General features: G+C 66.0%; 16 protein-coding genes. 9 read left to right on the forward strand and 7 right to left on the reverse strand.

The genetic code is table 11. The features are described 5' to 3' along the window. Positions 1-38 precede the first annotated feature (38 nt). The gene (gene trpA / locus AC2EAL_RS09940; protein WP_484724056.1) at positions 39-830 is read left to right on the forward strand and encodes a tryptophan synthase subunit alpha; all 792 of its coding nucleotides are present in this window, start codon (positions 39-41) and stop codon (positions 828-830) included. Here trpA and AC2EAL_RS09945 read toward each other — a convergent pair whose 3' ends face one another. Both AC2EAL_RS09945 and AC2EAL_RS09950 read right to left on the reverse strand, forming a co-directional pair. After that, complete coding sequence (locus AC2EAL_RS09945; RefSeq protein ID WP_484724057.1) at positions 831-1,451, reverse strand: class I SAM-dependent methyltransferase; 621 nt, start codon at positions 1,449-1,451, stop codon at positions 831-833. Continuing rightward, positions 1,436-1,753: a hypothetical protein gene (locus AC2EAL_RS09950; RefSeq protein ID WP_484724058.1), complete on the reverse strand. Its 318-nt coding sequence runs from the start codon at positions 1,751-1,753 to the stop codon at positions 1,436-1,438. The genes AC2EAL_RS09945 and AC2EAL_RS09950 overlap by 16 nt, the downstream gene beginning before the upstream one ends. 124 nt (positions 1,754-1,877) lie before the next feature. Here AC2EAL_RS09950 and AC2EAL_RS09955 point away from each other — a divergent pair, with 124 nt between their 5' ends. After that, complete coding sequence (locus AC2EAL_RS09955; protein ID WP_484724059.1) at positions 1,878-2,294, forward strand: MarR family winged helix-turn-helix transcriptional regulator; 417 nt, start codon at positions 1,878-1,880, stop codon at positions 2,292-2,294. Here AC2EAL_RS09955 and AC2EAL_RS09960 read toward each other — a convergent pair. Both AC2EAL_RS09960 and AC2EAL_RS09965 read right to left on the reverse strand, forming a co-directional pair. Next, entirely contained in the window at positions 2,291-2,749 is a 459-nt protein-coding gene (locus AC2EAL_RS09960; protein ID WP_484724060.1) for a MarR family winged helix-turn-helix transcriptional regulator, read from the reverse strand. The two genes, AC2EAL_RS09955 and AC2EAL_RS09960, sit on opposite strands and share 4 nt — an antisense overlap. Then, positions 2,742-3,884 carry an Acg family FMN-binding oxidoreductase gene (locus AC2EAL_RS09965; protein ID WP_484724061.1) on the reverse strand — a complete coding sequence of 381 codons (1,143 nt, stop codon included), beginning with the start codon at positions 3,882-3,884 and terminating at the stop codon, positions 2,742-2,744. The genes AC2EAL_RS09960 and AC2EAL_RS09965 overlap by 8 nt, the downstream gene beginning before the upstream one ends. 125 nt (positions 3,885-4,009) lie before the next feature. Here AC2EAL_RS09965 and AC2EAL_RS09970 point away from each other — a divergent pair, with 125 nt between their 5' ends. The 3 genes from AC2EAL_RS09970 to AC2EAL_RS09980 all read left to right on the forward strand — a co-directional run bounded on the left by AC2EAL_RS09970 (position 4,010) and on the right by AC2EAL_RS09980 (position 8,068). Then, positions 4,010-5,173, forward strand: a complete 1,164-nt coding sequence (locus tag AC2EAL_RS09970) for an alpha-hydroxy acid oxidase (protein ID WP_484724062.1) — start codon at positions 4,010-4,012, stop codon at positions 5,171-5,173. 130 nt (positions 5,174-5,303) lie between these two features. After that, positions 5,304-6,677 carry an aspartate aminotransferase family protein gene (locus AC2EAL_RS09975; protein WP_484724063.1) on the forward strand — a complete coding sequence of 458 codons (1,374 nt, stop codon included), beginning with the start codon at positions 5,304-5,306 and terminating at the stop codon, positions 6,675-6,677. A gap of 2 nt (positions 6,678-6,679) precedes the next feature. Continuing rightward, positions 6,680-8,068, forward strand: coding sequence for a glutamine synthetase family protein (locus AC2EAL_RS09980; protein WP_484724064.1), 1,389 nt, complete (start codon positions 6,680-6,682; stop codon positions 8,066-8,068). 23 nt (positions 8,069-8,091) lie between these two features. Here the strand turns inward: AC2EAL_RS09980 and AC2EAL_RS09985 are convergent, their stop codons facing one another. Next, positions 8,092-9,129, reverse strand: coding sequence for a Kelch repeat-containing protein (locus AC2EAL_RS09985; protein WP_484724065.1), 1,038 nt, complete (start codon positions 9,127-9,129; stop codon positions 8,092-8,094). Positions 9,130-9,427: 298 nt separating this feature from the next. Between AC2EAL_RS09985 and hisD the strand changes: the two genes are divergently transcribed. The 3 genes from hisD to AC2EAL_RS10000 all read left to right on the forward strand — a co-directional run bounded on the left by hisD (position 9,428) and on the right by AC2EAL_RS10000 (position 11,724). Further along, entirely contained in the window at positions 9,428-10,729 is a 1,302-nt protein-coding gene (gene hisD / locus AC2EAL_RS09990; RefSeq protein WP_484724066.1) for a histidinol dehydrogenase, read from the forward strand. A 57-nt stretch (positions 10,730-10,786) separates the two neighbouring features. Continuing rightward, positions 10,787-11,266 (forward strand): UPF0262 family protein, encoded by a 480-nt coding sequence (locus AC2EAL_RS09995; protein WP_484724067.1) that lies wholly within the window; start codon positions 10,787-10,789, stop codon positions 11,264-11,266. Between the two features lie 62 nt (positions 11,267-11,328). Next, positions 11,329-11,724, forward strand: coding sequence for an arsenate-mycothiol transferase ArsC (locus tag AC2EAL_RS10000; RefSeq protein WP_484724468.1), 396 nt, complete (start codon positions 11,329-11,331; stop codon positions 11,722-11,724). A gap of 48 nt (positions 11,725-11,772) precedes the next feature. Here AC2EAL_RS10000 and AC2EAL_RS10005 read toward each other — a convergent pair whose 3' ends face one another. Both AC2EAL_RS10005 and AC2EAL_RS10010 read right to left on the reverse strand, forming a co-directional pair. Beyond that, complete coding sequence (locus AC2EAL_RS10005; protein WP_484724068.1) at positions 11,773-12,141, reverse strand: hypothetical protein; 369 nt, start codon at positions 12,139-12,141, stop codon at positions 11,773-11,775. Between the two features lie 133 nt (positions 12,142-12,274). Continuing rightward, positions 12,275-12,667 carry a winged helix-turn-helix transcriptional regulator gene (locus tag AC2EAL_RS10010; RefSeq protein ID WP_484724069.1) on the reverse strand — a complete coding sequence of 131 codons (393 nt, stop codon included), beginning with the start codon at positions 12,665-12,667 and terminating at the stop codon, positions 12,275-12,277. Positions 12,668-12,762: 95 nt separating this feature from the next. On the opposite strand from AC2EAL_RS10010, the gene AC2EAL_RS10015 reads away from it, so the two are divergent. Beyond that, on the forward strand, positions 12,763-13,590 hold the full coding sequence (locus AC2EAL_RS10015) for an SDR family oxidoreductase (protein ID WP_484724070.1): 828 nt from the start codon (positions 12,763-12,765) through the stop codon (positions 13,588-13,590). Positions 13,591-13,593: the final 3 nt, after the last annotated feature.

The following is a 13,593-nucleotide window of genomic DNA, read 5'->3' on the forward strand; positions in this document are numbered from 1 at the left end:
CCGCGTGGCAGATGGAGCCGTTCACAAGGGGGGCCACCATGACACGGATCGACGACACCTTCGCGCGGCTCAAGGCCGAGGGGAAGAAGGCCTTCGTCGCCTATATCATGGGCGGCGACCCGGATGAGGCGACCTCGCTGGCCGTCATGCAGGGCCTGCCGGCCGCGGGGGTCGACGTGATCGAACTGGGGATGCCCTTCACCGATCCGATGGCCGACGGTCCGACGATCCAGGCCGCAGGCCAGCGCGCGCTGGAAGGTGGGATGACGATGGACAAGGTGCTGGCCATGGTCCGCGCCTTCCGCGCCGGGGACAACACGACGCCCATCGTCCTCATGGGCTATTACAACCCGATCTATTCGCGCGGGGTCGACCGTTTTCTAAAAGATGCGGTCGAGGCCGGGATCGACGGTCTGATCGTCGTCGACCTGCCGCCCGAGGAGGATGACGAGCTTTGCATCCCCGCGCAGACCGCGGGCCTGAACTTCATCCGGCTGGCGACGCCGACAACGGACGACAAGCGCCTGCCCAAGGTGCTGCAGAACACCAGCGGGTTTGTCTACTACGTCTCGATCACCGGCATCACCGGCGCTGCCGCCGCGCAGGCGACCGATGTTGGCCCCGAAGTCGCGCGGATCAAGCGCTCGACCGACCTGCCGATCATCGTGGGCTTCGGGATCAACACGCCCGAAGCCGCGAAGACCATTGCCTCGGTCGCGGACGGCTGCGTCGTGGGCTCGGCCATCGTCAAGGACATCGGCGAAGGCCGCCCGGTGGCGGAGGTGCTGGCCAAGGTCAAGGCGCTGGCCGACGGCGCGCATTACGCCTGATCAGTCTGGGCGGCGGGCGGCGTAGGCCAGGCTCAGCCGACGCGGCGGACCGGGGGTCATCGGCCAGATTTGCCGGGCGACATATCCCGCGTCATCCAGCAGGCAAAGCATTTCAGCCGCGCGAAAGCGCCGATGGCGCCAGGTGAACCAGACCGGTCGACTGCACCAATGCGGCCGACTGACCGCAAGCAGCAGCGTCCCACCAGGCCGCAGCAGCTGCATCATCCGGCGCAAGGCCGCCTCTGGGTCTGGCAGGTGTTCCAGAAGGTGCGCAGCCGCCACCAGATCAAAGCCGCCCGAAGGCAGGTCGGTCGTCTCCAGATCGCCCGCAATCAGCTCGGCCCGCCCCGCGCCCAACCTCCGCTCGGCAGCCCGGAGCATCGCCTGTGACCGGTCTAGCAGCGCCAGCCTCAGCCTTGGGCCGAACTGATCCAGCAGCGCTTCGGCAAGGGCACCATCGCCCGCGCCAAGATCAACGGCCCTGATCATGCCCGCAGGCGGCAGCAAGCTTGCTGCCCGTGCCGCCATGGCACGGTAGGCGGCAGGAAAGCCCAGCCAGGCAATCCGCCGCCCCCATTGCTCTGCCGCAGCGTCGTAAGCTGCAGTCAGGTCGCGGGCCATGGGGCAATCGGCTCGATCTTCGTGACCGTCCCCGCCTCGCGGCCCGTCGGGTCGATGTAGACCAGGCGCCCCACATCATGCGCGATCTTCCAGGCACCTTCCGGCCCGCCCGACCAGGCGACGTGATAGCCGTCGGGCAGGGGCTTCCATTCGCCGTTCATCGCGGGCTGGCCCGGCAGCACCATCTGCGCCAGCCCGCCCGCGCCATAGCTGATCCGCGCATCCTCGCCCTGGCCGATGTCCACATGGTGGGTGAAGCCGGGCAACAGCACCTCCAGCACCGATTTCTCAAGAACCGTCATGACAATATCCTTTCATCACGCCCCCTTGTGAGGGGCGCTTGGCAACTGACCGGAATTGGTCTAGTAGCTTGACTATTGGCGATGCGTGGCGCATTGTCAAGACACTTGACCATTCGGGGGATAGATGGTTCCCGACCATATCGGCTGGACGCTCTGGCAGGCGACGCTTGCGTGGCGCCGGGACTTCGTCGCGGCAATGGCGGCGGCAGGCCATGGCTGGTTCGCCCATGCGCGCGGCAACATCCTGGTCCATGTCGGTCCGAATGGCATCCGGCAGGCTGACCTGGTGGAAAAAGCGGGCCTTACGAAGCAGGCCGTCCAGCAGTTCGTGGACGAGCTTGAAGCGGACGGCATCGTCCACCGCACCCGCGACGAAAAGGATGCCCGCGCCCGCTGGGTCCGCCTGACCCCGGCGGGAGAGGCCGCGATGCGCGATGCCGACCGGATCAAGCTAGAAATCGAGGAGAAGTGGCGGGCCAAGCTTGGGAGCGCAGACTTCGACCAGCTGGACGCCCTCCTTCGGCGGGTTGTCGGGCGCTAGGCCTCGCGCATCGCGTCCATCACCTTGCGCAACTCGGACAGGACCGGCAGCACCTGGGCCAGCCGGTCCACCGGATACTGCGCAGCGATCGCCGTCATGTCCGGCGCAAGATCGGCAATGGCCTGCGTGCGAAAGCCGCGTCCGGCTTCGGTCAGGAAGACGCATTTCGACCGGCCGTCGCGCGCATTCGGGCGCATCTCGATCAGGCCGTGCCGCTCCAGCACTGCAAGGCTGTGGGTCATCGAGGTCTTCGGCACCTGGAAGGCGCGGGCCAGCGCCAGCGGGGTCTGCCCGTCCTTCACCCGCACCAGATGGTTCAGGACCGCGAACTGCGGCAGGTTGAACCCGGGCGGAAGCCGCGCCTCGAACAGGGCACGGCTCAGTTGCGCAAGAATCCCGACCTCGTTGAAGAAGGCGAAGAGCGTCGCTTCCGGGGTCGGGCCTTGGTCAGGCATTCAGGATCTTCGTCTCCAGCGGCCAGCGAGGGGAAGGGGCCACCTCGGGCCCGTAACCGATACGCGCCAACATCTGGACCGTCCCGCCCTTTGGCGCAAGCCTTGCGTGCAGGTCTGCGTAAAGCTTGGCCATCTCGGGATATTCTTGCAGGGCCTGGCTCAGCGGCTGGAAGGCCACTCCCGCCGCCGTCGCGGCCAGGTTCACCCGCAGCCAGTCCGCGCCGGTGGCGATCTGGTCCGGGCGGCTGTTGCCCGTGGTCACCAGCCAGACATGCCCCATCGCGGTGTCGGCATTGGCATAGACGGCGTCCAGCCCCGCCTTGTAGGCCTGCGAAGAGGTGTCGAGCGACGCCTCCCGCGTCATCAGCCCGGTTGCGCCGAGGACCTCGAACAGGGGGCCGGTGAAGTCGATCCCGTCCGGGTTTGCGTCCACTTCCGCCCGGCCGATGCGGAACAGGTCAACCGATTCCTTGAAGGTATGCGGCGTCTCGATCTCGATCCGCAGCGCCTCACGCGTGAAGGCGCGCCAGTCGGCGACCTCCTTCGCGTCCAGCGTGCCGCCAAAGCGGGCGGTGTTGGCGACGGCCAGCTTCTCCAGCGTACCGTCGGGCAGCGGGCGGGCCAGATCATAGGGCTCCTTGTTCGACCGCCGTGCCAGGGCATGGGGGAACAGCGGGTCGGGCGTCACCCCTGCATCCGCCGTGAACACCGCCCGCGCCACGGGGCGAGCGTCCAGCGCCCGGTCGTCAAAGCCTTCTGGGAAGGGCGTAATCTCGACCCGCTGCCCGTCATGGCTCGCCGCCATGCGCATCAGCTCCAGGAAACAGCCGAGGCCGATGGTGATCTGCCGGCTGTAGGGGTCGGTGTGCGGCAGAAGCTTCGCCGTATCCACATACAGCGTCACCACCCCCTCCTCACGCAGGTCCACCAGCCAGGGCTGCCGGTTATGCGGGTTCGGCGCCAAGAGCGCCCAGGACAAGGCCCGGTGCCGCACATCCTCGCCTTGGCCGGCCTGCCCCCAGGGCAAAAGCGCGGTGCGCGGCTGGCGGGTGGCGATGGCGCCCAGCGATCCCGTGGCGGCAAGGATCAGGCCACCTCCGATCAGGGCAAGCGTGCGGCGGCGAGACAGGGGCATGGCGGTCTCCATTTGATACGATATCGCACCATATAGTACGATACCGTACGAATATCAACCCTGGATTTCCATTGCGCCCAGCCTGGCGGATTGGTAACCAAAGATGACCAATCCGGAGGCTGCCCATGCCCGTCATCACCTGCATCGAGGACCTGAAGCGCCTCCACCAGAAGCGCACGCCGAAGATGTTCTGGGACTATTGCGAAAGCGGCAGCTACACCGAGCAGACCTTCCGCGAGAACACCTCGGACTTTGCGAAGATCCGCTTCCGCCAGCGCGTCGCCCGCGACCTCTCGGGCCGCGTCCTCGAAAGCGCCATGGCGGGCCAGAAGGTCTCGATCCCCGTTGCGCTTGCCCCCGTCGGTTCCTGCGGGATGCAGCACCCGGATGGCGAAATCCACGCCGCCCGCGCCGCCGCCAAGTTCGGCGTGCCCTTCACCCTCTCCACCATGTCCATTTGTTCGATCGAGGACGTGGCAGCGGCCAGCCCCGACCCGTTCTGGTTCCAGCTTTACGTGATGACGGATGAGGATTTCGTCGACGCCGCCATCGAACGCGCCCGGGCCGCGAAGTGTTCGGCCCTGGTCCTGACGCTCGACCTCCAGATCCTCGGGCAAAGGCACAAGGACCTGAAGAACGGGCTGTCCTCGCCGCCGAAGCTGACGATTCCCAACATCATCAACATGATGACCAAGCCGCGCTGGTCGATGGGGATGCTTGGCACGCCCCGCCGCCAGTTCCGCAACATCGTGGGCCACGTGAAGGGCGTGACCAACCTCGCCGACCTCGCCGCCTGGGCCAACGAGCAGTTCGACCCCAAGCTCGACTGGGCCAAGGTCGCCCGCATCCGCGACCAGTGGAAGGGCAAGTTCATCCTGAAAGGCGTCCTCGACGCCGAAGACGCGAAGATTGCCGCCGACATGGGTGCCGACGCCGTCATCGTCTCGAACCACGGCGGACGGCAGCTGGACGGCGCTTTGAGCTCGATCCGCATGCTGCCGTCCATCGTGCGCGCCATCGGCGACCAGACGGAGGTCTGGCTCGATTCCGGCATCCGCTCGGGCCAGGACGTGCTGAAGGCGCTGTCGCTGGGGGCCAAGGGCACGATGATCGGCCGCGCCTACATCCACGGGCTGGGCGCGATGGGCGAGGCCGGGGTGACCAAGGCGCTGGAGGTCATCAAGAAAGAGATGGACATCACGATGGCCCTCTGCGGCGAGCGCGACGTGAAGAACATGGGTCGCCACAACGTGCTGGTCCCCGAGGATTTCGAGGGCCGCTGGGCCTGATCCCCCGCTTGTCGTTCGCCTTCGGCGCTCCTCGCTCACCGCCCGCGACGAGAAGCCGAAGGCGCACGAGGAGCTTCTTGCTATTTGATCAAATTCCGGCATAAACGCTGCGACGTCCCTGGGGCCTGCCATGACTGCCGAAACCATCGCCGGTATTTCCACCGCCTGCCTTGCCGCCTTTGCCAAGCGCGAGGCCGAGATCTACGCCAAGGCCCGCCCCAAGGCCCTGAAAGCCCTCGCCGCTGGCGCCGGGAACTTCCTTGGCGGCGTCCCGATGCACTGGATGGCCGACTGGCCGATGCCACACCTGCCGCTGGTGGCCAAGGCGCACGGCACAAGGATCGAGGATATCGACGGTCTTAAACTCGACGACTTCTGCCTTGGCGACACCGGGTCGATGTTCGGCCATTCCCCGGCCCCCGTGGCGAAAGCCATCCGCCACCAGGCCCGCCGCGGACTGACCTACATGCTGCCCACCAAGGCCGCGCTTGAGGCCGGACGCCTGCTGACCGACCGTTTCGGCCCCTTCCGCTGGCAGATCGCCACTACCGCCACCGACGCCAACCGCTTCGCCCTGCGCGTCGCCCGCGCGATCACCGGCAAGCCCAAGGTCCTGGTCTTCAACGGCTGCTACCACGGCACGGTGGACGACACCTTCGTCTCCCTGGAGAACGGCAAGACCGTCAACTCCCCCGGCCTCCTCGGCCAGGTGAACGACCTGACGCAGACCGCCGTCTGCGCCGAGTTCAACGACCTCGCATCGGTCGAGGCCGCGCTGGCCAAAGGCGACGTCGCAGCCATCCTGACCGAACCCGTCATGACCAACTCCTGCATGGTCCTGCCCGAGGCCGGGTTCCACGACGGCCTCCGCCAGTTGTCGCTGAAGTACGGCGCGCTCCTCATCGTCGACGAGACGCACACAATCTCCTCCGGCCTTGGGGGCTATACCCGTGTCCATTCCCTTCGCCCCGACATCTTCGTCGTCGGCAAATGCGTGGCAGGCGGCATGCCCACCGCCGTCTGGGGCCTCACCGACGAGACCGCGAAGCGGTACGAGGAGGCCGACGCCAAACGCGAGCCCGGCCGCACCGGCATGGGCACCACGCTCTCCGCCAACCCGATGCAATTCGCCTGCCTGGTCGCGAACCTGTCCGAGGTCATGACCCCCGACAGCTACGCCCATATGGAGAAGCTTGCCGAACGCCTCTCCCACGGCCTTGCGCGGATCATCGACCGGCACAAAGCCCCCTGGCACGTCGTCCGAGTCGGCGCGCGGGTGGAGTTCATCTGCGCCCCCGGCCCCCTGAAGAACGGGACGCAAGCCGGATACGCCCACCAGCCCCAGGTCGAGGCCGCGATCCACACCGGCCTCATCAACCGCGGCACGCTCATCGCGCCGTTTCACAACATGATGCTGATCAGCCCGGCCACGAAGAAGGCGCAGGTTGACAGGCTGATCGCAAACTTCGACACCATCCTGACGGACCTTTTCAAAGCAGCCTGAACATGCCCCAAGTTAGCCCCTCCGGTTCCACCGTGGCCGAGGCCGAAGCCTTCCTTTCCGCCCATCCCGAGATCGAGGCTTTTGACATTATCCTGCATGACGCCAACGGGATTGGCCGGGGAAAGATCATCCGGCGGCATGAACTTTTGTCCTTTTACAACAATGGCCGCCATCTGCCGATCTCCATCCTCGGCCTCGACATCTGCGGCGAGGATGTCCACGAGACGGGCCTGATCTGGGACCAGGGCGACGGCGACCTGCGGGCCTGGCCGATCCCCGGCACGCTGAAGGCGCTGCACAACACCACCCCGCCGCGCGGCGAAGTGTTCATGTCGATGTACACGCTCGACGGTGCGCCGATGACCTCGGACCCCCGCCACTCCTTACAGCGGCAGGTGGACGCGCTGGCCGCCGAGGGCCTGCATCCCGCCGGGGCCTTCGAGCTGGAGTTCTTCCTCCTCGACCCCGAACGCGGCCCCGACGGCAAGATGCAGCCCGCCCGAGACGTCTTGGACCGCCGCAAGTCCGCCAAGACCGAGGTCTATTCGGTCGACCACCTGCACGGGATGCTGCCGCTCTTCTCCGACATCTACGCGGGCGCCGAAAAGGCCGGGATCAAGGCCGAGACGCTCATCTCCGAATACGCGCCCGGCCAGTACGAACTGACGCTCCACTACCGCGAAAACGTCATGCAGGCCGCCGACGACCTGATGCGGCTGAAGCGGATCGTCCGGGCGCAGGCCCGCGCGCATGGCGTCGTCGCCTGCTTCATGGCCAAGCCGAACGAGAACTACGCGGGCTCGGGGATGCACTTCCACGTCTCACTGCTGGACGACAAGGGCAAGAACGTCTTCATCGAGAAGGAGGAGGGCAAGTGGAACCCCACCATCCTTCACGCGCTTGGTGGCCTGAAGGCAACGATGGGCGAGTCGATGCTGGTCTTCGCCCCCCACGCCAACTCTTGGCGGCGCTTTGCGAACCAAAGCTACGCGCCGGTCTCGCCCACCTGGGGCGTCAACAACCGCTCCGTGGCCCTCCGCATCCCGGCCGGAGACATCAAGGCCCGCCGGATCGAACACCGCCCCGCAGGCGTGGACGCGAACCCCTATCTCGTCGCCGCCACCGTGCTCGCGGGAGTCCGCAAGGGACTGAAGGAACAGATCGACCCCGGTCCCGAAACCACCGGCAACGGCTACGAGGACGAAAGCGGCGCCGAGATCCCGGCCGACTGGAAATCCGCCATCGAGGCCGCGAAGCGCTCCACCTTCCTCAAGGACGCGCTGGGCGAGGACATGCACCGCACCTTCACCGCGATCATGGCCGCCGAATATGCCCGCGTGATGCGGACGGTCAGCGAAGTGGACTTCGACCTCTACCTGCACACGGTCTGACGACGGGGCAGGGGCCTCGGCCCCTAGTTCCGGGGTTCGTCCTGCAGCTTGCCCGTGGCGTCGATCCGGGCCAGCCAGGCCTCGTCCTTGCCGATAGCATCCCGGATCCGGCCTGCGAAAAGCGCAGTTCCATCATCCAGCGCAACGACGCTGTTGAAAGCCCCGCTGAGATCGCCGCCAAAGCAATCCTGCCAGATCGGCCGTCCATCCAGCCCGACCATCGCCGCCCAGGCGTGTCGCTGACCAGTGGTCGGATCTTCGCGCCAACCGGAGAGGTAGATGCCGTCTGCAACGACCGTCACTCCGGTGACCTCGGTCTGCTCCGAGCCTCCATCCTTGCGATTCGGCCAACCGGGCAGACGCAGCCGCCAGACCGGCTTTCCCGCCGGATCGACCATCATCACCAGGGCTTCGCTGCCGTATCGGGAGCCATTCACTGCGGCCCATCCGCCGAGGACCGCACCGCCATCGGGCAGGGCCATCGCCGCGTTGAACCGGGACCTGCCCGGTTCGTCGGCCCAGATCCAGCTGAACACGGGCGCGCCTTCCGGGTTAAGCCGCGCCATGCGGGCTTGATCTTCACCGGACGTCGACTTGGCGCCTCCGGCAATCAGCAGATCACCCCCGGCATGAACTGCAACGGCTTGCGGCCAGGCATCCCTATCATTGAGCCTTGCAGTCCAAACCTCATTGCCCGCGGCATCCAGCCGAATGACGCAATTGCTGATCGCGCGCTGCCAATCATGGCCCACGACGACTAGCCCGCCATCGTCCAGCGCGGCACAGGCTGAAAACTGGCTGCCAGCCTTTTCGTTGCCGAAGAACCGTTCCCAAGCGACGGCACCATCGGCAGTAAACCGACGCACAAAGCCCCTGGGCACTGCGTCCCGAAAGATCCCCCAGGTCCCGACCGCGACAACTCCGCCGTCGGGGTAGACCCCCACACCCTCGAAGCAACTGCCCTCCTGACCACCGCCGTAGACGTCTTCGACAAGCGCCCCGTCATCTTCATGTTCCCATTGCAGCACGCCGTCCTGGTCCAGGCGAAGAAGCCAGGCCATGGACGGGTGATCAGATGCTGTCCCGGCCAGCGCGAAGCCAGCCTTTCCCGGAAAGCGCGCGAGGGACAGGAAACACCTCGAACTGTACTTCTCCGCAATGCGCATCACAGACCTCTGACCTGCTTCATCGGCCGCAAGAGCCTGCCAACGGGATGCAATACGTCAAAGTCAGCGAAACCCTACGCTGCGACGGTGGGGGTGGGACATGCGGGAAATGGCTGACCGGAAGATCAGGCCGGATTGGCTTGAGTGCCCGGGCCCCCCGCGCTATCTGGACCCCGACCAGCCGGAGGCCGCGATGCCCGTTTTCCTGAACACCGCCGACCCAGGGTTTGATGCCGCCTTCCAGACCCTCCTCGGGCAAAAGCGCGAAGAGGCCGAGGATGTCGATCAGGCCGTCGCGCAGATCATCGCCGATGTCCGCGCCCGGGGTGACCAGGCGGTGATCGAGCTGACGCAACGCTTCGACCGCCTGACCCTCTCTCCCGATACTCTCGCCTTCTCGCAGGCCGAGATCGACACTGAGATCGCCAAGGTCTCGCCCGATGACCGCGCCGCGCTGGAACTGGCCGCAGAACGCATCCGCGCCTACCACACCCGTCAGAAACCGCAGGACGAAAGCTGGACCGACAGCACCGGGGCCACGCTCGGCTGGCGCTGGACGCCCGTCTCGGCGGCGGGGCTCTACGTCCCCGGCGGGCTCGCCTCCTACCCGTCCTCTGTCCTGATGAACGCGATCCCCGCCAAGGTCGCAGGCGTTGAGCGTCTGGTCATCGCCTGCCCGACCCCGGGGGGCGTGGTGAACCCGCTCGTCCTCCTCGCCGCACGGATCGCCGGGGTCGATCAGGTCTACCGCATCGGCGGGGCGCAGGCGATTGCGGCGCTGGCCTACGGGACGCAAACCATCGCGCCGGTCGACAAGATCACCGGCCCCGGCAACGCCTTCGTCGCCGCCGCAAAGCGCCGGGTCTTCGGCCGCGTCGGCATCGACATGATCGCGGGTCCCTCCGAAATCCTCGTCATCGCCGACGGGGACAACGATCCTGATTGGATCGCACTCGACCTCCTGTCCCAGGCCGAACACGACGAAAGCGCGCAGTCGATCCTGATCACCGACAGTCCCGCCTTCGGGCAGGCCGTGGCCCAGGCCGTCGCCAAGCGCCTGGAAACGCTGGAAAGACGCGCCATTGCCGGGGCCTCCTGGGCGCAGCACGGCGCGGTGATCGTGACCCGCGACCTGACCGAGGCCGCAACCCTTTCCAACCGCGTCGCCCCGGAACACCTGGAGCTTTGCACCGCCGACCCTGACGGCCTGGCGCAGAAGATCACCCATGCCGGTGCGATCTTCCTTGGCCAGTACACGCCCGAGGCCATCGGCGACTACATCGGCGGGCCGAACCATGTCCTACCCACCGCGCGGTCGGCGCGGTTTTCCAGCGGGCTCTCAGTGCTGGATTTTATGAAGCGCACCACGCTGGCGAAAATGACCCCCGAGGCGCTGAAAGCCATTGGCCCCGCCGCCGAACGGCTGGCCACATCGGAAAGCCTGCAGGCCCATGGCCTTTCCGTCCGCGCGCGGCTCGACCGGTTGAACGACTAGGCCCCTTGCGCCAGTTCGGCCGGTCGGGCATCACGGGCACAAGCTTCGGGACCTGCCATGACCAATCGCATCTGCCATATCGAGATCGACGAGCGCGGCCTCGCCCGCCCCACGCCCGAGATCGAACAGGAACGCCGCGTCGCGATCTTCGATCTGTTGGAGGAGAACTCCTTCACCCCCGCACGTCGCCCCGACCGCGAGATGCCGGAAGGCCCCTACCGCGTGCTGCTGGCGATCCGCGAAGGCCGTCTGGTCTTCGACATCGCCACGGAGGGCGGTGAGAAGGCCGCGGAGTTCCACCTTTCCCTCGGCCCCTTCCGGCAGGTGGTGAAGGACTACTTCCAGATTTGTGAGTCCTACTTCGACGCCGTCAAACGCCTGCCGCCCTCCCAGATCGAGGCCATCGACATGGCCCGCCGCGGCATCCACAACGAGGGCGCCTCGATCCTGCGCGAACGGCTGGACGGCAAGGCCGAGGTCGACACCGACACCGCGCGTCGCCTCTTTACCCTGATCTGCGTCCTGCACTGGGGCTGACCTTGGGCGACTTCCCTCAGTCCGTCCTCTTCTGCTGCGACCACAACGCCGTCCGCTCGCCCATGGCCGAGGGGCTGATGAAACGGATGTACGGCCAGCGCGCCTATGTGCAATCGGCGGGCGTGAAGAACGATATGGAGATCGACGGCTTCTCCGTCGCGGTCTGCAAGGAATTGGGCATCGAGCTTTCCCGCCATCGCTCGCGGTCCTTTGACGAGATGCAGGATTGGGGTGATGATCTTTCCCAATTCGACCTCATCATCGCGCTGTCCCCCGCCAGCCAGCGCATGGCGCTGGAGCTGACCCGCTTCCACCACCTCGAGATCGAATACTGGCCGATCCTGGACCCCACCGGTTTGGGCGAAACGCGTGAGGCGAAGCTGGCCGCCTATCGTCAGGCGCGGGACCAGATCAGGACGCGGATGCTGGAACGGTTCGGGCCGCCGACAGAGGGGTAGGAAATAGCGGCCAGCGTCGGCTTTGAGGCCTGAGCGTCGAATGCTGCGTCATGGGGAAACGTCGGCTTTCGGTGATTTGAGCAAAAACGTCAGGAGCCACACGGCGACACCGACCCAGAGAGCTGTGATTAAATGAAAGAAGAAACGCGCCCTCAAAGCCTCTACCTCAAAGAACTCGTCGCAGTACTCTTGGTTGTTTGGACAACTGTTAAATTCAGCCAGACCAGCTTCGCCAAGAGACAAGTTGTGGAGAAAGAAAGGTAGTGCAATCAGAAGTATCTGGGTCAAAACAGCTAGAACAAAGAAACCGTTTCTTAGACTTGATCTTTTCACCTGACGCACGACGATCCAAAAGGATACGGCAATCCAAGTTATCGGACCGAGAAGAAAGGAAAGTGTGAAGGTTTCCGTAATCATAGTGCATGAGTACTTCGTGATCTCCGAACGAACAACCTAAAGAGTGGTCGTTCGCACAGATGATGCGAAGGTCCGCTCCGTCCACCTCGCAGCCACCGTCGGGCGGGCATCCGGAGCAGTTTGGCGCCGCCCGTCACTCCGCCGCCAGGGCCAGCTTCCCCGCCATGATCCGCGGCAGGGCACCCTCGATCCAGCCGACCAGGGCCACCACATGCCCCGCGGCCTCGACCCCCAGCGGGGTCAGCTCATAGTCGACATGCGGCGGCACCACCGGATGCGCGGTCCGCAACACGAACCCGTCCGCCTCCAGCTCCTTCAGGGTCTGGCTCAGCATCCGTTCGCTCACGCCCCCCACCTTACGGCGCAGCTCGGCAAACCGGTGCGGCCCCGTCGCCAGCGCCACCATCACCAGGACGCCCCAACGGTTCGTCAGGTGGCTCAGCACCCCCCGGGACGGACAATCCGTCGCCAGCACGTTCCCCAGCCGCCAGCCATCCAGAAGCCCCTGTGCAACCTTGTCCATCATCCTGTGCGCTCCGTCCGGATACTAACAAATTTGTGCGTACTTCCTTTTCGTAAGTATAGCAGCTACCTCTCCCCCGTCAACCAATGGAGAGACCCATGACTATCGCCATCACCGGAGCCACCGGCCAGCTCGGCCGCCTCGCCATCGCCGCCCTCAAGGCCCGCGGCGCCCAACCCATCGCGCTTGCACGCGACCCGTCGAAAGCCGACCTCGGCGTCGAGACCCGCGCCTTCGACTACACCAAAGCCGACCCGGCCGCGCTGAAGGGCGTCGACACGCTGGTCCTCATCTCCTCGAACGACTTCAACGACCGCGCGGGCCAGCATCGGAACGCCATCGCCGCCGCCAAGGCCGCAGGGGTCAAGCGGATCCTCTACACCTCGATCCTGAAGGGCGATCAGAACCCGATGATCCTGGCGCAGGACCACATCGCCACCGAAGCTGCGATCCGTGAGGCGGGCATCCCCGCCACCATCCTGCGCAACGGCTGGTATACGGAAAACTACACCGGCTCGCTTGGTGCCGCCCTCCAGCACGGCGCGATCATCGGCGCGGCGGGGACGGGCCGGGTGAACTCCGCCGCCCGGAAGGACTATGCCGAGGCGATTGCGGTGACCGCGCTCGACGCATCCCACGGTGGCAAGGTCTATGAGCTGGCGGGCGACACGGCCCATACTGGTGCCGACTTCGCCGCCGCCGTCGCCAAGGCTGCAGGCAAGCCCGTGGCCTATGTGCCGATGTCCCTGGCCGATTATGCCAAGGCACTGACCGGCTTCGGCCTGCCCGAAGGCTTTGCCCATGTCCTGGCCGACAGCGACGCCCGCGCCGGTGAGGGCGCACTGTCCGACGACAGCCGCACGCTCAGCCGCCTGATTGGCCGCCCGACGACGCCGATTGCCGAGACCATCGCCGCCGCGCTGTGACAG

It is taken from the genome of Tabrizicola sp. T74, assembly GCF_057219935.1.

Coding starts and splice junctions, on each gene's coding strand:
- trpA (WP_484724056.1), top strand. CDS start 39: ATGACACGGATCGACGACACCTTCGCGCGGCTCAAGGCCGAGGGGAAG.
- AC2EAL_RS09945 (WP_484724057.1), bottom strand. CDS start 1,451: ATGGCCCGCGACCTGACTGCAGCTTACGACGCTGCGGCAGAGCAATGG.
- AC2EAL_RS09950 (WP_484724058.1), bottom strand. CDS start 1,753: ATGACGGTTCTTGAGAAATCGGTGCTGGAGGTGCTGTTGCCCGGCTTC.
- AC2EAL_RS09955 (WP_484724059.1), top strand. CDS start 1,878: ATGGTTCCCGACCATATCGGCTGGACGCTCTGGCAGGCGACGCTTGCG.
- AC2EAL_RS09960 (WP_484724060.1), bottom strand. CDS start 2,749: ATGCCTGACCAAGGCCCGACCCCGGAAGCGACGCTCTTCGCCTTCTTC.
- AC2EAL_RS09965 (WP_484724061.1), bottom strand. CDS start 3,884: ATGCCCCTGTCTCGCCGCCGCACGCTTGCCCTGATCGGAGGTGGCCTG.
- AC2EAL_RS09970 (WP_484724062.1), top strand. CDS start 4,010: ATGCCCGTCATCACCTGCATCGAGGACCTGAAGCGCCTCCACCAGAAG.
- AC2EAL_RS09975 (WP_484724063.1), top strand. CDS start 5,304: ATGACTGCCGAAACCATCGCCGGTATTTCCACCGCCTGCCTTGCCGCC.
- AC2EAL_RS09980 (WP_484724064.1), top strand. CDS start 6,680: ATGCCCCAAGTTAGCCCCTCCGGTTCCACCGTGGCCGAGGCCGAAGCC.
- AC2EAL_RS09985 (WP_484724065.1), bottom strand. CDS start 9,129: ATGGCCTGGCTTCTTCGCCTGGACCAGGACGGCGTGCTGCAATGGGAA.
- hisD (WP_484724066.1), top strand. CDS start 9,428: ATGCCCGTTTTCCTGAACACCGCCGACCCAGGGTTTGATGCCGCCTTC.
- AC2EAL_RS09995 (WP_484724067.1), top strand. CDS start 10,787: ATGACCAATCGCATCTGCCATATCGAGATCGACGAGCGCGGCCTCGCC.
- AC2EAL_RS10000 (WP_484724468.1), top strand. CDS start 11,329: ATGGCCGAGGGGCTGATGAAACGGATGTACGGCCAGCGCGCCTATGTG.
- AC2EAL_RS10005 (WP_484724068.1), bottom strand. CDS start 12,141: ATGATTACGGAAACCTTCACACTTTCCTTTCTTCTCGGTCCGATAACT.
- AC2EAL_RS10010 (WP_484724069.1), bottom strand. CDS start 12,667: ATGATGGACAAGGTTGCACAGGGGCTTCTGGATGGCTGGCGGCTGGGG.
- AC2EAL_RS10015 (WP_484724070.1), top strand. CDS start 12,763: ATGACTATCGCCATCACCGGAGCCACCGGCCAGCTCGGCCGCCTCGCC.